This is a genomic window from Arthrobacter sp. zg-Y895 (genome assembly GCF_020731025.1).
Lineage (GTDB): Bacteria > Actinomycetota > Actinomycetes > Actinomycetales > Micrococcaceae > Arthrobacter_B.
On sequence record NZ_JAJFZY010000004.1, the window covers coordinates 186,970 to 206,940 of the forward strand.

18 protein-coding genes are annotated in these 19,971 nt (G+C 66.2%); 11 read left to right on the forward strand and 7 right to left on the reverse strand.

Annotated elements, in window-relative coordinates; translation table 11 throughout:
* Positions 1–22 precede the first annotated feature (22 nt).
* From carA to LJ760_RS07665, 9 genes are all read left to right on the forward strand, one after another.
* A complete protein-coding gene (gene carA, locus LJ760_RS07625) occupies positions 23–1,159 on the forward strand; it encodes a glutamine-hydrolyzing carbamoyl-phosphate synthase small subunit (protein WP_227922742.1) in 1,137 nt (378 codons plus the stop codon).
* Positions 1,159–4,452, forward strand: coding sequence for a carbamoyl-phosphate synthase large subunit (carB, locus tag LJ760_RS07630; RefSeq protein ID WP_227921378.1), 3,294 nt, complete (start codon positions 1,159–1,161; stop codon positions 4,450–4,452). The genes carA and carB overlap by 1 nt, the downstream gene beginning before the upstream one ends.
* Positions 4,445–5,314: an orotidine-5'-phosphate decarboxylase gene (pyrF, locus tag LJ760_RS07635; protein ID WP_227921380.1), complete on the forward strand. Its 870-nt coding sequence runs from the start codon at positions 4,445–4,447 to the stop codon at positions 5,312–5,314. The genes carB and pyrF overlap by 8 nt, the downstream gene beginning before the upstream one ends.
* Before the next feature lie 112 nt (positions 5,315–5,426).
* Positions 5,427–5,744, forward strand: a complete 318-nt coding sequence (gene mihF / locus LJ760_RS07640; protein WP_227921382.1) for an integration host factor, actinobacterial type — start codon at positions 5,427–5,429, stop codon at positions 5,742–5,744.
* Between the two features lie 41 nt (positions 5,745–5,785).
* Entirely contained in the window at positions 5,786–6,355 is a 570-nt protein-coding gene (gmk, locus tag LJ760_RS07645) for a guanylate kinase (protein ID WP_227921384.1), read from the forward strand.
* Between the two features lie 26 nt (positions 6,356–6,381).
* Positions 6,382–6,645 carry a DNA-directed RNA polymerase subunit omega gene (rpoZ, locus tag LJ760_RS07650; protein ID WP_227921386.1) on the forward strand — a complete coding sequence of 88 codons (264 nt, stop codon included), beginning with the start codon at positions 6,382–6,384 and terminating at the stop codon, positions 6,643–6,645.
* A 32-nt stretch (positions 6,646–6,677) separates the two neighbouring features.
* The gene (gene coaBC / locus LJ760_RS07655) at positions 6,678–7,955 is read left to right on the forward strand and encodes a bifunctional phosphopantothenoylcysteine decarboxylase/phosphopantothenate--cysteine ligase CoaBC (protein ID WP_227921389.1); all 1,278 of its coding nucleotides are present in this window, start codon (positions 6,678–6,680) and stop codon (positions 7,953–7,955) included.
* A 56-nt stretch (positions 7,956–8,011) separates the two neighbouring features.
* Entirely contained in the window at positions 8,012–9,241 is a 1,230-nt protein-coding gene (metK, locus tag LJ760_RS07660; protein WP_227921391.1) for a methionine adenosyltransferase, read from the forward strand.
* A 6-nt stretch (positions 9,242–9,247) separates the two neighbouring features.
* Positions 9,248–11,476: a primosomal protein N' gene (locus tag LJ760_RS07665; protein WP_227921393.1), complete on the forward strand. Its 2,229-nt coding sequence runs from the start codon at positions 9,248–9,250 to the stop codon at positions 11,474–11,476.
* A 146-nt stretch (positions 11,477–11,622) separates the two neighbouring features.
* On the opposite strand, the gene LJ760_RS07670 is transcribed toward LJ760_RS07665, so the two are convergent.
* From LJ760_RS07670 to LJ760_RS07685, 4 genes are all read right to left on the reverse strand, one after another.
* Entirely contained in the window at positions 11,623–11,772 is a 150-nt protein-coding gene (locus LJ760_RS07670; protein ID WP_227921395.1) for a hypothetical protein, read from the reverse strand.
* Between the two features lie 230 nt (positions 11,773–12,002).
* The gene (locus LJ760_RS07675; protein WP_227921397.1) at positions 12,003–12,479 is read right to left on the reverse strand and encodes an Hsp20/alpha crystallin family protein; all 477 of its coding nucleotides are present in this window, start codon (positions 12,477–12,479) and stop codon (positions 12,003–12,005) included.
* A 149-nt stretch (positions 12,480–12,628) separates the two neighbouring features.
* Positions 12,629–13,366, reverse strand: coding sequence for an MBL fold metallo-hydrolase (locus LJ760_RS07680; RefSeq protein WP_227921399.1), 738 nt, complete (start codon positions 13,364–13,366; stop codon positions 12,629–12,631).
* 173 nt (positions 13,367–13,539) lie between these two features.
* Positions 13,540–15,171 carry an HNH endonuclease gene (locus tag LJ760_RS07685; RefSeq protein WP_227921401.1) on the reverse strand — a complete coding sequence of 544 codons (1,632 nt, stop codon included), beginning with the start codon at positions 15,169–15,171 and terminating at the stop codon, positions 13,540–13,542.
* Positions 15,172–15,421: 250 nt separating this feature from the next.
* Between LJ760_RS07685 and LJ760_RS07690 the strand changes: the two genes are divergently transcribed.
* Positions 15,422–15,856, forward strand: coding sequence for a MarR family winged helix-turn-helix transcriptional regulator (locus LJ760_RS07690; RefSeq protein WP_227921403.1), 435 nt, complete (start codon positions 15,422–15,424; stop codon positions 15,854–15,856).
* Between the two features lie 68 nt (positions 15,857–15,924).
* Positions 15,925–16,938: an NADP-dependent oxidoreductase gene (locus LJ760_RS07695; RefSeq protein WP_227921404.1), complete on the forward strand. Its 1,014-nt coding sequence runs from the start codon at positions 15,925–15,927 to the stop codon at positions 16,936–16,938.
* A 3-nt stretch (positions 16,939–16,941) separates the two neighbouring features.
* Here LJ760_RS07695 and LJ760_RS07700 read toward each other — a convergent pair whose 3' ends face one another.
* Genes LJ760_RS07700 through LJ760_RS07710 form a run of 3 tightly spaced genes read right to left on the reverse strand, consistent with a single transcriptional unit; the run spans position 16,942 to position 19,802 of the window.
* A complete protein-coding gene (locus tag LJ760_RS07700) occupies positions 16,942–18,033 on the reverse strand; it encodes a glycosyltransferase family 4 protein (protein ID WP_227922745.1) in 1,092 nt (363 codons plus the stop codon).
* A gap of 2 nt (positions 18,034–18,035) precedes the next feature.
* Positions 18,036–18,965: an alpha/beta fold hydrolase gene (locus LJ760_RS07705; RefSeq protein WP_227921405.1), complete on the reverse strand. Its 930-nt coding sequence runs from the start codon at positions 18,963–18,965 to the stop codon at positions 18,036–18,038.
* Positions 18,966–19,802, reverse strand: coding sequence for an aldo/keto reductase (locus LJ760_RS07710; protein WP_227921406.1), 837 nt, complete (start codon positions 19,800–19,802; stop codon positions 18,966–18,968).
* Positions 19,803–19,971: the final 169 nt, after the last annotated feature.

The window sequence follows — 19,971 nt, forward strand, 5'->3', positions numbered from 1 at the left end:
CAACCCCACGCCCGCCGTCCTCATGCTCGAAGACGGCCGCACCTTCCGCGGGCGTGCCTACGGCGCACAGGGAACCGCCCTGGGCGAAGCGGTGTTCGCCACCGGCATGACCGGCTACCAGGAGACCATCACCGACCCCTCCTATGCCCGGCAGCTCGTGGTCCAGACAGCCCCGCATATCGGCAACACCGGAGTCAACGGCGACGACGCCGAGTCCCGGCGGATCTGGGTGGCCGGGTACATCGTGCGCGACGCCGCCCGCCGCCCCTCGAGCTGGCGCTCCGAATCCACCCTGGACGAGCAGTTGGCGGAACAGGGCGTCGTCGGCATCTCCGGCGTCGACACCCGCGCCGTGACCCGGCACCTGCGCGAACGCGGGGCCATGAAGGCCGGGATCTTCTCCGGGCCCGACGCCGAACGCCCGGACAGCGAACTGCTCGCCGAGGTCCGCGCCCAGCAGGGCATGGAAGGCGCACGGCTGGCCGAAGAGGTCAGCGTGGACGAAACCTACCTCATCGATCCGGCAGACCACGGCTGGGCCGGCGACCCGCTGTTCACCGTGGCCGCCATCGACCTGGGCATCAAGTCCATGACGCCGGTCCGCCTGGCCGAGCGCGGCATCCGCACCTACGTGCTGCCCGCCACCAGCACCTTCGAGGACATCAAGGCCCTGGGTGCCGACGGCGTGTTTATGTCGAACGGCCCCGGCGACCCGGCCACCGCCGATGTCCAGGTGGACCTGCTGCGTGAAGTGCTGGATGCCCGGATTCCGTTCTTCGGAATCTGCTTCGGCAACCAGATCCTCGGGCGTGCCCTGGGCTTCGGCACCTACAAGCTGCGCTACGGGCACCGCGGAATCAACCAGCCCGTCATGGACCGGCGGACCGGCAAGGTGGAAATCACCAGCCAGAACCACGGGTTCGCCGTCGACGCCCCGCTGGACGGCCCCGTCACCGCACCTCAAGCCCGCTACGGCCGGGTGGAGGTCAGCCACGTGAGCCTGAACGACGACGTCGTCGAGGGCCTCGCCTGCCTCGACATCCCCGCCTTCTCGGTCCAGTACCACCCCGAGGCTGCCGCCGGACCGCACGACTCCGCGTACCTCTTTGACCGCTTCGTCGAGCTTATGGCAGCCAGCAAGAGCAAGGAAAGCATCTAATGCCCCGCAGAACCGACCTTAAGTCCGTCCTGGTCATCGGCTCCGGCCCGATCGTCATCGGCCAGGCCGCGGAATTCGACTACTCCGGCACGCAGGCCCTGCGGGTGCTCAAGGAGGAGGGCCTGCGGGTCATCCTCGTGAACTCCAACCCGGCCACCATCATGACCGACCCGGAGTTCGCCGACGCCACGTACGTGGAGCCGATCACCCCGGAGATGGTCGAGAAGATCATTGCCAAGGAACGGCCCGACGCGATCCTGCCCACCCTCGGCGGGCAGACGGCCCTGAACACCGCCATCGCCCTGGACAAGAGCGGCGCGCTGGAGAAGTACAACGTGGAACTGATCGGCGCGAACATCGCCGCGATCGAACTCGGCGAGGACCGCGAGAAGTTCAAGGGCGTCGTCGAGCGCTGCGGTGCCGAATCCGCGAAGTCGATCATCGTGCACAGCATGGACGAGGCCTTCGCCGCCGCCGAGGAACTGGGCTACCCGATGGTGGTCCGGCCCTCCTTCACCATGGGCGGGCTCGGCTCCGGCCTGGCGTACAACGCCGAGGACCTGCGCCGCATTGCCGGGGCCGGCATCCAGTACAGCCCCACCTCCGAGGTTTTGCTTGAAGAGAGCATCCTGGGCTGGAAGGAATACGAACTGGAGATGATGCGGGACCGGAACGACAACGTGGTTGTCGTCTGTTCCATCGAGAACTTCGATCCGGTGGGTGTGCACACCGGTGACTCGATCACCGTGGCCCCGGCCATGACCCTGACCGACCGCGAGTACCAGAAGCTGCGCGACATCGCGATCGCCGTCATCCGCGAGGTCGGCGTGGACACCGGCGGCTGCAACATCCAGTTCGCCATCGAGCCGGATACCGGCCGCGTGGTGGTCATTGAAATGAACCCGCGCGTCTCCCGCTCTTCGGCGCTGGCATCCAAGGCCACCGGCTTCGCCATCGCCAAGATCGCCACGAAGCTCTCCCTCGGCTACACCCTTGACGAGATTCCGAACGACATCACCAAGAAGACGCCGGCGTCGTTCGAGCCCACCCTGGACTACGTCGTGGTGAAGGTTCCGCGGTTCGCTTTCGAGAAGTTCCCGGCTGCGGATCCTACGCTGACCACCACCATGAAGTCCGTGGGTGAAGCCATGGCGATCGGCCGCAACTTCACCGAAGCCCTGCAGAAGGCGCTGCGTTCCCTGGAGCAGAAGGGCGCCTCGCTGTCCTTCGACCCCGTGGACGCAGCGGAGGTGCCCGGACTCATTGAGGCGTCGCGGCGGCCCACCACGGCCCGGCTGCAGCAGGTGCAGCAGGCCCTGCTGGGCGGCGCATCCATCGAGGAGCTCTTCGAAGCCACCGGCATCGACCCGTGGTACCTGGACCAGCTGGTGCTGATCAACGAAACCGCCGAGCAGATCCGAGCCACGCCGTCGGTCAACGAGGACATCCTGCGCCTGGCCAAGCGGCACGGCTTCTCGGACGAGCAGATCGGCACGCTGACCAACACCCCCGAAGCAGTGGTGCGCGGCGTCCGGCACGCCCTGAACGTACGCCCCGTCTATAAGACAGTGGACACCTGCGCCGCCGAATTCGCCGCGTACACGCCGTACCACTACTCCTCCTACGACGAGGAGGACGAGGTGGCCGAGCACGCCAAACCGTCCATCATCATCCTCGGCTCCGGGCCGAACCGGATCGGGCAGGGCATCGAGTTCGACTACTCCTGCGTCCACGCGACCATGGCACTGCGCGAAGCCGGCCACGAGACCGTGATGATCAACTGCAACCCGGAAACCGTGTCCACCGACTACGACATCTCCGACCGGCTCTACTTCGAGCCGCTCACCCTGGAGGATGTCCTGGAGGTCATCGCCGCGGAACAGCGCACCGGCGGCGTCCTGGGTGTCTTCGTCCAGCTCGGCGGGCAGACACCGCTGAAGCTGGCACAGGCCCTGGCCGACGCCGGCGTGCCCATCCTGGGCACCTCGCCCGCCGCGATCGACCTGGCCGAACACCGCGGTGCGTTCCAGCAGGTGCTGGACGAGGGCGGGCTCACCGCACCCAAGAACGGCACGGCCGTGTCCTTCGAGGACGCCAAGCGGGTCGCGGACGAAATCGGCTACCCCGTCCTGGTCCGCCCGTCCTACGTCCTGGGCGGCCGAGGCATGGAGATTGTCTACGACGAAGCCAACCTCTCCCGCTACATCACCAACGCCACCGAGATCACCCCGGACCACCCCGTCCTGGTGGACCGGTTCCTGGAAGACGCCATCGAGATCGACGTCGACGCGCTCTTCGACGGCACCGACCTCTACGTGGGCGGCATCATGGAGCACATCGAGGAGGCCGGCATCCATTCCGGCGACTCGGCCTGCGTGCTGCCGCCCATCACCTTCGGCACCGACGTGATCGACCGGGTCCGCGAGGCCACCCGGGTGATCGCCGCCGGCGTCGGCGTCCGCGGGCTGATCAACATCCAGTTCGCCCTGGCCTCGGACATCCTCTATGTCATCGAAGCCAACCCGCGTGCCTCCCGTACCGTGCCGTTCGTGTCCAAGGCCACCGGCGTCCAGCTGGCCAAGGCCGCGGCGCTGATCGGCACCGGCGCCAGCATCGCCGAGCTGCGGGCTGCCGGGAAGCTGACCGCCGTCGGTGACGGCTCCACCCTGCCCCTGGACGCGCCGGTGGCCGTGAAGGAAGCGGTGCTGCCGTTCAGCCGGTTCCGGACCCCCGAGGGCACCGTGGTGGACTCGCTCCTGGGCCCGGAAATGCGGTCCACCGGTGAGGTCATGGGCATCGACAAGTACTTCGACACCGCCTTCGCCAAGTCCCAGGCCGCCGCCAACAGTGCGCTGCCCACCGCCGGGAAGGTCTTCGTGTCGGTGGCGAACCGGGACAAGCGCTCGATCATCATGCCGGTGAAGCGGATGAGCGACCTCGGCTTCGAGATCCTCTCCACCGGCGGCACGGCCGAGGTGCTGCGCCGCAACGGCATTGCCGCGACGGTGGTGCGCAAGGTCGGCGAGGGTGCCGGACCGCACGGCGAAGGAACCGTTGTGGACCTGATTACCGCCGGGGAGATCAACCTGGTGGTCAACACGCCTTCCGGCGGACAGGCCCGCGGCGACGGATACGAAATCCGGGCCGCGGCAACGTCCATCGGCTGCCCCGTGGTCACCACCGTCTCCGAGTTCGGTGCCGCCGTGCAGGCGATCGACGCGATGCGGTCCTACGAATGGGACGTGACGTCCCTGCAGGAACACGCCGCCCGGTTGAAGGCAGCCGGTGTCTGAGGCACGTCCCGCTTTCGGTGCGCGGCTGCGCGCGGCCATGGACCGCCGCGGGCAGCTGTGCGTAGGCATCGATCCGCACCCCGAACTGCTGGCCCAGTGGGGCCTGAACGACGACGCCGCCGGGCTCGAGCGATTCTCCCTCACCGTCCTTGCGGCGGTGGGGGAGCAGGTTGCAGCCGTGAAGCCCCAGGTGGCGCTGTATGAACGCCACGGATCCGCCGGGATCGCGGTCCTCGAACGCCTGCTGGGGGAGTGTTCGGACGCCGGCGTGCTCAGTATCGCCGACGCCAAGCGCGGGGACATCGGCTCCACGATGGCGGCCTATGCGGACGCGTGGCTGCGGGACGGTTCGCCGCTGGCGGCCGACGCCGTGACGCTCAGTCCGTATCTCGGGTTCGGGTCCCTGCGGCCCGCCCTGGACCTTGCCGCCGCCACCGGACGCGGCGTATTTGTCCTGGCACTGACGTCAAACCCGGAAGGGGCGTCCGTTCAGCACGTCGGCGCCGGGGGAGCGGAACGGTCCGTGGCTGCCCGGATCGTCGACGCGGCAGCGGCGGAAAATGCCGGCTCGGGGGGTGGTTCCGGGGAGGAACTGGGCTCCGTGGGACTTGTGGTCGGCGCGACCGTCGGCACGGCACTGGCCGACCTGGCGATCGACCTCGCCGCCTCGCGGGCACCGCTGCTTGCACCGGGACTGGGCGCCCAGGGAGCAACGGCCGCCGACCTGCGCGGAACCTTCGCTGCGGCGTACCCCAATGTCCTGGCTACCTCCAGCCGCGGCATCCTGCGGGCCGGCCCCGATCTCCGGGGCCTCCGTGAGGCAGCACTGCGGACCGGATCGGAGCTGGCATCCGTACGCTAGTGGAGCGGCGCCTGCGAAGCGGTTTCCATTGCAATTGGGCTTCGATTGCGGATAGGTTCGGACCTACCAGCAGAGCCGCTGAAAGCGGTGTGTCTTCGTCCGGGAGCGTCTCTTGAACCTCAAGCCACTGACAGAAGCCGAGCGTACGCTCGCCCGCGAAAAGGCCACTGCGGCCCGGGCCGTCCGTGCCGAGGTCAAGTCACGTATCAAGTCCGGTGACCTCAGCATCGAAGAAGTCATCCTGTCCCGTTCCGGAGAGGAAGCGGTAGGCCGGCTGAAGGTCATGGACCTGCTGCGCGCCCTGCCTGGTGTCGGGGAGCGCCGCGCAGCTGGAATAATGGCTACGGTAGGTATTGCGCCCACCCGCCGGGTCCGGGGGTTGGGCGTGCATCAGCGCAAGGCGCTGATAGACCTGCTGGCGAGCCATTAGGCTCCGGAGGCCGGCAACAACAACGAGTGAATGAGGTTTACGTGTCGCAACCGCGGCTGACAGTTCTGGCAGGTCCAACCGCAGTTGGCAAAGGCACTGTATCCACCTATATCCGGGACAACTATCCCGAAGTCTGGCTTTCCGTCTCGGCCACCACCCGTGCTCCCCGGCCGGGTGAAGAAGACGGCGTACATTACTTCTTCGTCAGCGCCGAAGAGTTCGACGCCATGGTTGAACAGGACCAGATGCTCGAATGGGCAGTGGTCCACGGACGCAACCGCTACGGAACCCTGCGCCGCACCGTGGAAGCAGCCATGGCCGAGGGCCGCAGCGTATTGCTGGAGATCGATCTCCAGGGTGCGCGGCAGGTCAAGAAGTCCATGCCGGAGGCGAATTTCGTGTTCCTGGCCCCGCCTACCTGGGACGAAATGGTCCGGCGGCTGGTCGGGCGCGGAACCGAAACGCCCGAAGAGCAGCAGCAACGGCTGGAAACCGCTAAACTGGAACTTGCTGCCGAGTCCGAGTTCGATCACACCGTCATTAATGATGACGTCCAGCGGGCTGCAGCTGAGCTTGTATCACTCATGGGAATCAGTCCGCGCACGCGCTGACAAACCGCGAATCCCGTTCAAGAATTTTGGAGAACCCTGTGTCTGAAGGCATCATCAACCCGCCGATCGACGACCTGCTCGAAGCAGCAGATTCCAAGTACGCGCTGGTCATCTACGGTGCCAAGCGCGCCCGCCAGATCAACGCCTACTACTCCCAGCTGCACGAGGGCCTGTTCGAGTACGTCGGCCCGCTGGTGGAAACCAAGCTGAACGAAAAGCCGCTGTCCATCGCCCTGCGCGAGATCAACGACGGCATGCTCGTAGTGCGCCCGAACGAGAACGCCGAGTAAAGCTCAGCGAACACAAGGGGGAAGGCAGCAGCGTGCGCATAGTCCTGGGCGTCGGCGGCGGAATCGCCGCGTACAAGGCCGCGTCGCTGCTGCGGCTTTTCACCGAAGCCGGGCACAACGTCACCGTTGTCCCGACTGAATCCTCCAAGCAGTTCGTCGGTGTCGCAACGTGGGAGGCGCTCTCGGGCAACCCCGTCTCCTCCTCCGTCTTTGACGAAGTGGAGAAGGTCAACCATGTGCGGCTCGGACACGAAGCGGATCTGATCGTGGTGGCCCCGGCCACTGCCGATCTGCTGGCCCGGGCTGCCGCAGGCCAGGCAAACGACCTGCTCACCAACACCCTGCTGATGGCCCGTGGGCCGGTGGTTTTCGCCCCGGCCATGCATACCGAAATGTGGATGCATCCCGCGACCACCGCCAACGTCGCCACCCTGCGCAGCCGGGGTGCCGTGGTGCTGGAACCCGGCATCGGACGGCTTACCGGCAAGGACACCGGCCCCGGCCGCCTGCCGGAACCGGATGCCATCTTCACTGCCGCATTGGCCGCCGTTGAAGCTCACAGCGTTGAATCTCACAGCGTTGAAGCTGCAACCACCGCAGCCGCTTCCGGTGATCTGGCCGGCACCACCGTCACCATCACCGCCGGCGGCACCCGCGAACCGCTGGACCCGGTACGGTTCCTCGGCAACCGCTCCTCCGGAAAGCAGGGGACAGCACTGGCCGAAGCAGCGCTGGCGGCCGGAGCGCGGGTGCGGCTCATCGCGGCGCACATGGATGTTCCGGCGCCGAGCGGCGTCGAACTGATCCGCGTCGAAACAGCCCTCGAACTGCGTACCGCCGCACACGCGGCCGCCGCGGACTCCGACGTCGTGATCATGGCCGCCGCGGTGGCGGATTTCCGCCCGTCACAGGTGGTGGACACCAAAATCAAGAAGCGCGACGACGAAGCGGATCCCGTGATCACCCTCGTCCGGAATCCCGACATCCTGCAGGAACTTGTCCAGGCGCGCGACACAGCCGGAACGGGCACCCCGAAACTCATTGTCGGCTTTGCTGCCGAAACCGGAGATGCCACCTCCGATGTGCTCGAATACGGGCGCAAAAAGCTGGCCCGCAAGGGCTGCGACCTGCTGGTCCTCAACCGGGTCGGCAAATCCCTGGTCTTCGGCCAGGACGAAACCGAGGTGAGGATTCTCTCACCGGCAGACGCCGCAGAGGATGCAGGCGAAAGCGCAGCCGGTACCAAAGCCGACGTTTCGGCACGCATCATCGCGCGGATTTCCGCCGAGCTCGCCGCACGCACCGCCTGAGGCCGCGCGCCCTGCACGTGCTTCGATGGTCGGTGCGGCCCGGTAGAGTAAATCCCGTGACTTTTTCCGATACATCATCCCCCTCCAAGCCGCAGTCCAACCTGCGCCTTTTCACCTCGGAATCCGTCACTGAGGGCCACCCGGACAAAATCTGTGACCAGATCAGTGACGCAATCCTCGACGGCCTGCTCAAGGTCGATCCCGAGTCCCGGGTAGCCGTCGAAACCCTGGTGACCACAGGCCTGGTGCACGTCGCAGGAGAAGTGACCACCGAGGGGTACGTTGAAATCCCGCAGCTGGTCCGCGACACCATCCTGGACATCGGCTACGATTCCTCGGCCAACGGCTTCGACGGCGCCCGCTGCGGCGTGTCCGTCTCCATCGGGCAGCAGTCCCCGGAAATCGCTTCCGGTGTGTTCAACTCCCTGGAGAACCGGACCGGGAAGGTTATGGACCCCTATGACGCCCAGGGGGCGGGGGACCAGGGCATCATGTTCGGCTACGCCAGCGACGAGACCTCGGTGCTTATGCCCACGCCCATCTGGCTGGCCCACCGCCTCTCCGAACGCCTCACCACCGTCCGCAAGGACGGCACCCTCCCGTACCTGCGTCCGGACGGCAAGACCCAGGTCACCGTGGGTTACGACGGCGACCGGCCGGTTTCCGTGGACTCCGTGGTTGTCTCCACGCAGCACGCCGCGGAGCTGGACCTGGAGCAGCTGCGGGCCGACATGGTCGAGTACGTGGTCAACCCTGTGCTTGCCGGAACCGACCTGGACATTTCGGACGTCGAGCACATCATCAACCCCGGCGGACCGTTCGTCATTGGCGGCCCTGTCGGCGATGCCGGCCTCACCGGCCGCAAGATCATCGTTGACACCTACGGTGGCTTTGCCCGCCACGGCGGCGGCGCCTTCAGCGGCAAGGACCCGAGCAAGGTAGACCGTTCCGCGGCCTACGCCATGCGCTGGGTAGCCAAGAACGTGGTTGCCGCCGGCCTGGCCCGGCGTGCGGAAATCCAGATCGCCTACGCCATCGGCATGGCCCGCCCCGTCGGCATTTACGTTGAAACCTTCGGCACCGAAACTGTGGACCCGGCCCGGATTGCCGACGCCGTGAAGGAAGTCTTCGACCTTCGTCCGCTGGGTATCATCAACGGCCTGGACCTCAAGCGCCCCATCTACCAGCGGACTGCCGCCCACGGCCACTTCGGCCGTGAGGACGAAGGTTTCACCTGGGAGCGCAAGGACAAGGTCGAGGACCTCCGCAGCTACTTCAACGTGTAGCCGGCCATGGCCGCCGACGACTCTACCGAGGCCGTGCAGCTTTCCCTGCTGCACGGCTTCACGCCGTCGGCAAAACCGGTAGGCAAGGCGCAGCCGGCTTCCGCCCTGCCGATTGCCCGTGTCCTGCTGGATTCTCCGCTGCCGCACCTGGACCGCCCCTTTGACTATCTGGTCCCCGCGGACCTCGACGCCGAGGCTGTGCCCGGCGCCCGGGTCAAGGTGCGCTTCGGTGGCCAGGAACTCCCGGGATTCATCACTGAACGCGCGGCCGAAGCGGACACCACCGCGCGGTTGATGCCGCTGGGGAAAGTAATCTCCCCGCAGCCCGTGCTGTCGCCGCAGATCCTGCGCCTGGCCGAGGCCGTCGCTGCACGCTACGCCGGAACCGTCCATGACGTGCTGCGGGTGGCCATTCCGCCGCGTGCGGCGCGGGTGGAGAAGGAATTTACTCCGGAAGCGCGGACGGGATCCGGTGATGCCGGCTCAGGTGCCGACGGCGACTCCGGTACCGACGCCGTCTCGGCCACGGCAGCGGTTGGCGCGGTGCCCGGACCGGCCAACACCGTACCCGGACCGGCCAACGCGGCGCCCGGACCGGAAGGGGCCGGAGCCAATCCGCTGGCACGCTATCCGCACGGACCGCGGTTCCTGACCCATCTGGCCGCGGGCCACCGCCCCCGCGCCGTGCTCTCCTCGCTCGGCGGTTACGGCCCGCAGGACTGGCCGGCCGAAATTGCCGAAGCTGTCCGGTCCACACTGCTCTCCGGGCGGGGCGCCGTCGTCGTCGTTCCCGACAACAAGGACCTCTCGCGGGTGCAGGCGGCGCTTGCTGCCCGGATCGGTGCAGACTCCTTTGTTCGGTTGACGGCCGAAGACGGACCCACTCCGCGCTACCGCAGTTTCCTCCAGTTGCTGCACGGCGATGTCCGTGTGGCCATCGGTACCCGTTCGGCCGCTTATGCACCGGTGCGGGATCTCGGGCTGGCCGTCATCTGGGACGACGCCGATGATCTGCACGCCGAACAGCGGGCCCCCTACCAGCACACCCGCGACGTACTCCTGCTGCGTGCCGAACTGGAAGACGCAGCCCTGCTCCTGGCCTCGCATTCGCGGAGCACTGAGGCGCAGCGGCTGGTTGCCAGCGGCTGGGCAGCCGGCATAGCGGCCGACCGTTCAACCGTCCGCGCGCATGCCCCGCGGGTGGTCAGCACCACCGATTCCTTCACGATGGAACGCGACCCCTTGGCTGCCCGTGCACGGATACCGCACGCCGCGTGGAAGGCAGCGCAGGACGGACTGACGCGCGGACCGGTGCTGGTCCAGGTGGCCCGGACCGGTTTCTCGCCGGCGTTGTCCTGCCAGGAATGCCGGGAACCCGCCCGGTGCCGCAACTGCTCCGGTCCGTTGGGCCTGGCGAGCAGGAACGGTATTCCCGCATGCCGCTGGTGCGGGCGGCCGGAGCCCATGTGGCATTGCGGCAACTGCGGAGGAACCCAACTGCGGGGCTCCACCGCCGGTGCCGGGCGTACCGCGGAGGAGCTGGGCCGTGCGTTCCCCTCCACCACCGTGATTTCTTCCGCCGGCGACCACATCCGGACCGAGATTCCGGACACTCCGGCACTGGTCGTCGCCACCCCCGGCGCCGAACCCGTAGCTCCGGGCGGCTACGCCGCGGCCATTCTGCTGGACGGAAATGCGATGTTGTCCCGCGAATCGCTGCGCGCGGGGGAGGACACCCTGCGCCGCTGGTTTACGGCGGCAGCGCTGGTCCGGCCGGCAACGGAAAAAGGCCTCGTGGTTGTCACGGCTGATGATTCGGCAACGGTTGGCCATCTGCTCCGTTGGGATCCGGCGTCGGCGGCGGAACGCGAACTGGAGCTGCGGCGCGAACTGGGTTTGCCGCCGGCCGTGCGGTATGCCGAACTGACCGGCTCGCGGGAGGGGCTTGACGCGTTTATCACGCGGCTCGAGCTGCCTGAGGGTGTCCGGACAGTGGGGCCGGCACCTCTTGCGCCCGCAGTATTCCCGCCGCCTGGGAATACCCAGCAACGGGACAGCAAGTCTCCGGACGGGCAGCTGGGCGGCGCCGGTGGGCGCTACCGGACACTCCTGTTTTTCCCGTACACGGCAGCTCCCGCGATTACGGCGGTGCTTCGTTCAACCAAGGCAGCGGCCTCGGCCCGCCGGACCGGCGACCCCGTCTACATTCGAGTGGACGGAACCGACGTTCTGTAAGTTCCTGGCGTCCTTGGCTTCAGGCGTCCGGTTGGGTCCAGGCGTCCGGCAGCTTCAGGCGTCCCTTGGGTCCAGGCGTCCGGCAGCTCCAGACGTCCTTTAGCGCCGGGCGTACGGCAGCTTGAGTTCCTGCAGTTAGTTCCTGCTTACAGCAGCTCAAACAGCACTGCGCTGGCACCGAGGAGGGAAAGCAAAGCCAGCTGCGCGGCGCCGCCCAACCGGGACAACCGGCCCAACAGTCCACGGGGTACTCCGTGGATCATCCAGTACCGATGATTGACAGTTGGCAGCCTCACTGCTGCGTCCCCTTTCCCGGTAGCCGGAGTCTGGTAGCTGCAGCTGTGACTGCCATCCGCTTGCCCCGGCCCGATCCGTTTCATGGCGTACATTTCCCAGTATCCCGCCCCGCGGAAAGCGGAATTGACCGGAATCGGGGTGAAGTTTGCCACTGGTGTGCACCGGTGGCGGGTACAACGAAGGGCTCCGGATCTCCGGAGCCCTTCGTTGCAGAAACTGGAGTCAGGGATTAGGCCCCAACGGTTTCACGGTCGTTACCTTCGACTGCGCTGTTGCCTTCGACTGTTTCGCCGTTGATGGCGGAACCTTCCGTAGAGGTTTGGACGGCGATCTTGCGGGGCTTGGCCCGCTCAACCACTGGAATGATGACACTGAGGACGCCGTTCTCGTACTGGGCCGAAATCTGCTCAGTGTCGATCCCCTGGCCGAGGTTCAGCTGGCGCAGGAAGTTACCGGCTTCCCGTTCGCGCGTGAGCCACTTGACCCCGTCCGCGTTCTGCAGTGTGCGCTGGGCCCGGATTGTCAGCAGCTGGCCGTCGACGTCGATGTCGATGGATCCGGGATCGATCCCGGGGAGATCTGCTGCGAGGATGTACTGGTCGCCTTGCCGGTAGAGGTCCATGGGCATGCCGCGCAGGGTTCCTTCGCCACGCAGTGCCTGAGCCATGCGGTCCAGTTCCTGGAACGGATCAAACTTCATAGCCATGGTGGTACCAACTCCTTCAACGTGATCGCTTTTCAGCGGTGCCGAATTTCAGTTCCAAAGTTGAGTCAGCAACACTCAACTTGCGAAATGAGATTAGCACTCTCATGGGGCGAGTGCCAACTACTTTTTCCGGTGTTGAATTTGTGGTCTCAGCGGCTGCCTAAGCGACCAGTCCGCACTGCTGCCAGGCGTGCCAGCTCCTGGACCTCGCCAGGGTTGCCACGCCAGGGAGCGCCGTGCCCGGGGAGCACCCAGTTGGCCTCGAGGCCGGCCAGCCGGTTCAGGGAATGCAGGGCTAGCGCAGGGTCATCAGTGAACGGTGCGGGCCGAATGCCGCTCCGCCCTGTCAGCACGTCGCGGGTGGTGAGGGCATCCCCGACAAAGACCGCATCCGCGACCGGCACATACACGGCAATGCTCCCCGGGGAGTGTCCCGGCAGGGCTATGACGCGCGGTTCACCCGGCAGCGGGAGGACGTCACCGTCCGCCACCTCGGAGACCCGGGTGAGGTACGTGGTGCGCCAGCCACGCTTGCGCACCGCGTAGGCGAAGAACCGAACCACGGGACCCGGCCGCATGGGGCCCACTGCAGGCTTCGGCTTCTTGCCGCCGCGAGCACGATCTGCATCTTCGGAGTGGATGAAGACGGGCACGTTCTGGGTCCGGCGCAGTCTTTCGGCAAAACCGAGGTGGTCACTGTCCCCGTGTGTCAGGACCACCCCGCGTATGTCGTCCAGGGTTCGGCCCATGGACTTCAGTTCAGCGAGCAGATCCTTCCAGTGCCCGGGGAGCCCGGTGTCGATCACCGTAATCCCGTCCTCCGTGTCCACCAGATAAGCGGCCACTATGTCGTTGCCGATGCGGTGCAGGTGCGGTCCAAGCTTCACTGGTACTCCTTCTGGTGACTGGTGCTCCATCTAATGGGCAATTGCCGGATCCGTGCGTGCTGATGTGTTGACACAAGCTGATTGGTTGCCACTGGCTGATGTGCTGCCACAAGCTGATTGGCCGCCACTATAGCCATGCGCTTTCGCCCGCGGCAGTCCTCCAAGGTTCGCCTTCAGGCGGCCCAAATAAAATCCGCTATGCATGCTTCAACGGGGGAATCCAAGGAACGCGCAAGGGAAAGCGGTGGGGGAAGGGGCAGGGGATATGCCGGGTGGTTTGGCGGGTGTGACCGGCGGTTTGGCGGAGGTGCCGGCCGCAGCATTGTTCCGGGCGGTGCCGTCCCGGGCAGGGGCGGAGCGGTGGAGCGATACGTGTGGCCGGTCGGCGTCGTCGTGTCTACCGTGTGTCCGACGGTCGCAGGGTCTGCCGTGTCTCTGGTTCCGGTGTTGATGCCGGCGTCTGCTTCGGGCTGCGGACTACTTATTCGGACTGGTTCTGCGCTCCACCCCGGTGCTTCCTTGGCATGGTTGCATGCCTCGCATAGCCCCTGCCCGTTGGCGGCGCTTGTTGGTCCGCCGCGGTTGTGAGGGCCAATATGGTCCAGATGCCGGATTGGTGCTCCGCACCAGGGCATTCGGCAGGTAGTGTCCCGGGCCGCGATGAATCGGGCCAGTGATTTGGGAAACAGCCTTGCCCGGGAGTCCATTGCCACCAGCTCTCCGGTGTCCGGAGCCGTGTAGAGCCTCCGGATCCAGCGTTCCGCGTGCCTGTCGGAACCGCCCACGGCTTGGTCCCTAGTCCGGCCCCGGCTGCTCCGGCCCAAGCTGCTCCGACCCTGCCCGCTACGGCGTCGAACCAGATCCCTGGCCCATTGCGCCGGAACCGGGCCATACCCGGGCACTAGCACCGGTTCCGAATCGCCTGCCAGCAAAGTCCGGTCGGTCATCACCAACTGAATCTCCACCTTCAACGAGCCGGCATCTCCCTGACCGGTGACCCGTTCCACCAGGGTGTCGGCCATGATCTGGCCTCGCCCCCTTGCGTCGCCGGCGGCACGTAGCCGGTCAGCCTCGTGTGAAAGGGCTGCATAGACGCCCACCCCCTGCGCCACGGGCAGCAATCCGGTCAGGTATGTCATGGTGTCCGGCGCCGGACGGCAGGAAACAAACCGTTCGGATGCTGCTTTCGCGGCACGGTTCACTGCCGCCCGCGGGTCCAGCCGGTATGCGGCAGCCTTGGCGCGGGCGATGATCTGCCGGTCGCCAAGGGTCTCCAAGAGACCGGTATCACCTGCCACTTCTTCATCCACGAGCCTGCGGTCCTCAAGGGAGAGGCAAGCTGTCTCGCGCACCAGGAGGGTGGCCCGCCATTCGCTGATCTTCCCCAGGGACAAGGCCTGCATCGTGTACGGCATCTCCGAGGTAAGGACTTTTGCAAGACCGAGCAACCGTCCGCCCTTGTTGGCGGACTCCCGCCGGGCCAGCGCAATCTGTGAAGCTACCCCTCGCCCCAGATCTTCCTTCCGAAGTCCGGCGTGTTCCTGCTTGCTCCGCTGCGAGGCATCGAAGGCCGCCGAGATCCGTGCCTGCGCTGCGGCAGCGGCACCCTTCAGTTCCTCCAGTGCACGGAGTTGGTCGATCAGTTCCGCATCCGAGGCGTTTTCCGAAGCTGTGCCCTCCGGCGTCGGAACGGAACTAGGCACGGAATCTGCGGCCAAGTACTCCACCCAGGCGTCGAACACTGCGGATTGGACCTCAAGTGGCCCCCTCCGATGATGATCAGCCGACGGTGTGTATTCGAACATGTGTTCGAGTCTAGCGTTCGCATGGACTGCCCAAAAAGGCCAAAACTACGCGACTAAATACCTGTTTTTTTGATCGAACAGTGTGCGTTTGGCCTGCGCGGGAGCGTACCCATAGTCCAACCCGAGACCCACTGGATACCGCCCATGCAGGGCAGCCCTCGTGCTGAAGCAGGCAAGCCGGCAACCGCGCATCCAGCGCGCCGACCGGAAACAGGTTGTGCACAATTGAATTGTGCCCTACGGTGGGTCCATGAACGAATCCCTACAGCGACAGGTGTGCTTCTCGCTGTACTCCGCCTCCCGGGCGGCCACGGCCCTCTATCGTCCGATGCTTGAAGAGATGGGGCTGACCTACCCGCAGTACCTGGTGATGTCGCTGCTCTGGGAGAAGGACGCCCAAAGCGTCCGGGACCTGGGGGAGGCACTGGACCTGGATTCCGGCACGCTTTCGCCGCTGCTCAAGCGGCTGGAGGCAGCGGACCTGGTGCAGCGCCGTCGTGCCGTCGAGGACGAAAGGCGCGTCCGTATCCATCTGACGGATGCCGGCCGCGCGCTCGAACATGACGCGAGGAACCTGCCGGACCGGCTCGCAGCTTCCGCCGGACTGGCACCGCAGGACCTGGAGAGCCTGCAGGACACCCTCGCCAAGGTCACTGCCGCGCTGCGGCAGGCCGTGGCGAAATAGCACCGTGGCGAAATAGCACCGTGGCGAAGTAAATACCGACCATCAACCCCGACAGTAAGGTTCATTCCATGAGCAGTTACCCCGAAACCGGCCGCGAAATCCAGCTTGCTTCCCGCCCCGAAGGGTGGCCGACGGAGCAGAACTTCCGCCTGGCGGAGGTGCCGGTACCCGAGCTGCAGGACGGCCAGGTCCTGGTCCGCAACCTGCACATGTCCGTTGACCCGTACATGCGCGGCCGGATGAACGACGCCAAGTCCTATGTTCCGCCGTTCCAGCTTGACGCACCGCTGGAGGGCGGCGCCGTCGGTGAAGTCGTGGAGTCACGCTCACCGGACCACATGCCGGGGGACAAGGTACTGCACGGTCTCGGCTGGCGCGACTACGCCGTCCTTGACGGGCCCCGTGCCCGCGTCATCGATACGGATGCCGCACCGGCCAGCGCGTACCTCGGGGTGCTTGGCATGACCGGCCAGACGGCCTATGCCGGCCTGACCAAGGTGGCGGAGTTTCGGGAAGGCGACGTCGTCTTCGTCTCGGGTGCCGCGGGCGCCGTGGGTTCGCTGGTCGGGCAGATCGCCAAGGCCATGGGCGCCAAGAAGGTCATCGGCAGTGCCGGTTCCGCCGAAAAGGTCCAGCGGCTGCTGGACCTGGGCTTCGACGAGGCGTTCAACTACCACGACGGTCCCGTGAAGGATGCGCTGAAGAAGGCCGCCGGTGCCGACGGCATTGACGTCTACTTCGACAACGTGGGCGGCGAGCACCTCGAAGCTGCCCTGTCGGTGATGAACAAGTTCGGCCGGATCGCCATGTGCGGTGCCATCTCGCAGTACAACGATGCGCCCGTCGGCCCGCGGAACCTCGCCATTGCCATCGGCAAGGAAATCACGCTCCGGGGGTTCCTCGTGGGCAGCTACAACCAGTACGCCGACGAGTTTGCCTCCCTGATGACCGGCTGGCTGCAGGAAGGCCTGGTCCGCTACGACGAAACGTTCGTGGACGGGCTCGAAAACTCCCCGCAGGCCTTCATCGACCTGATGAAGGGCGCCAACAAGGGCAAGATGGTCGTGAACCTGGGCAAGTAAGGATCAACGACGACGGCGGCGGCCGGGGAACAGGCGGACAGCCTCCCCGGCCGCTTCCATGAGCTGGGCGGCAGAGGCAGCCCAGCTGTAGTCGGCGGCCCGCTGCACGCCGGCGTCGGACGCCTTCTGCCAGCGCCCCTGCTCGCCCAGCTGCCGGACGGCCCCGGCGAAGGCGGACGGATCATCCGGATCCACCAGTATTGCTGCGCCGCCGGAGACCTCGCGGAAAATCGGAATGTCGCTTGCGATCACCGGTGTGCCCACGGCCATTGCCTCAATCACCGGAAGCCCGTAGCCCTCGGCCTTGGACAGTGTCACCAGGGCCGTGGTGCGGCGCAGGAGATCGTCATACTCATCATCGGTCACGCCGTTGTGGAACGTTACGCGCGCGCCGGCGGGAATCAGCGCTTCAAGCTCGCTTCGCCGCGCATCGGAGATGCGGCTCAGCAGGTGGAGGGTGTAATCCGGCAGGTATTCCATGCCGCGGATGATGGTCTCCACGTTCTTGTACGGCATGAAGGACCCCATATACAGCAGCGATGCCTCGGCTCCCGCGTCCGGGTCCCGTGGCACGGAACCCTCCTGGGGCGCGTTTGCCACTATCCGGACGGGACGTTCGGTCAACCGGTGGCGGGACATCAGCTCCCGCGTCGTCCCGCTGATGGTGGCAACGACGTCGGCCCTGTCCAGCAGCAGCCGCTGCGGCCAGTAGGCCAGATGGTACAGCCGCCACAGCCAGCGCACCGCCGCCGGAAGGAACGACGGCGGCGTCGGGTTCGAGTAATAGATCAGGTCATGCAGGGTCAGGACCAGCGGATATTTCCGGCCCCAGCTGCCCATGGTCTGCATCGGGCAGAAGACCGCATCGGCACCGAGCCGGTTGATCCGGAAAGCCACGAACAGCTCGGCGGGGGAAAGCGGACTGTTGATTTTCACCCACGGCAGGTCCGGGAGCAGTCCCAGCTGGCGTTCGTCCGAAATCAGCATCACGACGTCGGCGTGCCCGGCCACCGCCTCGATCAGGCTCGCACCGTAGCGGCTGATGCCGTCATGGTGGTCGGTGCGGGTAAACCGGGCGTCTACGGCGAGGCGCATCCTCATATATGCCTCCGGGACAGGAAATCCTCGATCGTATCGGCCGCCTCAGCCGGCTTTTCATAGTGCACCAGGTGGCCGACACCGGGCAGTATCTGCAGTTCTGCGTCGGGGATCAGTTCAGCAAGCAGGCGCTGCCCCCGAACCGATCCGAGGTCGTCCTGTTCCGCGGCGATCAGGAGCACGGGCATGGAAAGCTGCGCCGCGACGTCGCGCACCGTGGCCGAAATGGATGCCCGGAAGGCATCCAGGACCACCCGGCGGTTGGCGAAGGCGCTGAAGTACGCATCGTGCTGGGAATGGATCCAGCGGCGCAGGCCCGGATCCTTCGTCTTTGCCATCAGCATGCTCATGCCCCGGACAATCACCGGGCTGCGGAGCAGCGCCATGCCTGGTTTTTCCGGCAGCGCCGCCGCCAGCCGGTAGTAGAGTTCCGCCGCCTTGCTGGTGATCCCCTTGGGGCCCTCCAACGCAGGCTCGCAGATGGGGTTCACGAGCACCAGTTCACTGATCAGTTCCGGTGATTGCGCCGCAAGGTGCGCGGCAATAATGGAGCCGAAGGAGTGCCCGAGCAGGACGGTGTCCGGGCCCATGCCCAGGTCCGCCAATGCTTCGCGGACAAATGCGGTGTAGGCGGGGACATCGTGCGTGCCGGGAAGGGCGGCACCGGCGCCGAACCCGGGAAGGTCAGGGACCAGGACGCGGTGGCGGGGGAGTGCTTCGACAATCCGCAGCAGTCCATGGTGGTCGCCGCGGAAGCCGTGGACCATGAAGATCGGCGGCAGGCCGGCGTCGTCGTCCGCTACCGGCGCGAAGTCCCGGCAGACCTGCTCGGTGCCGTCCACCGAAAAGGACCGCACGGCGGCCTTGCGCGCGAAAGGTGCAGGGGCGCCCGACGGCGTCGACGCATCACGCGCTGCAGTGCCGGACATTCAGTTCACCTCGTCGGGATGCGATCCGGACCGCTGGCCCCGGTCCAGTCCGTTCAACGCCGCCCGGTGATCATCGGTCAGCTCGAAGGAATACAGGTCCAGGTTTCCGGCAATCCGCTCCGGACTGCTGGCCTTGGGAATAACGATGTTGCCGAGGTCCAGGTGCCAGCGGAGGATCACCTGCGCGGGGGTGCGGCCGAGTTCGGCCGCAATCCGTGTCACTACCGGGTCCGCCAGGACTTTGCCGCGGCCCAGCGGGCTCCACGCGGCCGTGCGGATCCCGAGCCGCTGGTGCAGCTGCCGCAGTTCCTCCTGCGCCAGCCAGGGGTGCAGTTCAATCTGGTTGACGGCCGGGACAATTCCGGTCGCGTCCAGCAGCTGCTGCAGATGGCCGGGCTGGAAATTGGAGACGCCGATGGCACGGACCCGGCCCGCGGCGTAAAGCTCCTCCAATGCCCGGTACGTGTCGACGAACTGCCCCCGCTGCGGGCACGGCCAATGGATCAGGTACAGATCCAAGTAGTCCAGGCCCAGCCGGGAGAGGGACGCATCAAAGGCACGCAGAGTGGAGTCGTAGCCCTGGTCGGTGTTCCAGACCTTCGAGGTGACGAAGATGTCACTGCGGTCGACGCCGTTCGCGCGGGTGAAGGTGTTCACGGCCTCGCCCACCCCGGCTTCATTGCCGTACAGGGCCGCCGTGTCGAGGTGCCGGTAGCCTGCCCCGAGTGCCTCAAGGCACAGCCGGGCGGCGTCGTCGGCCGGGATTTTGTAGGTGCCGAAGCCGACCTGATCCATCAGGACGCCGTTATTGAGCGGAATTCGAGCTGCAGGCTGCATAGGACGACTTTACCGAGGCTCGGGCACGGTGCCGAATCCTGCCCTGACTACCTGCTTTGCCGGCCAAAGATTGGCGTGGCGCCAAAGAGGTCGGCTAAGGTAATGGCGCTTCTTGCAAAAGATTGGTTGCATAGAACCCAACAGTCCGGCCTCCCGTTTGGGTCGCGGA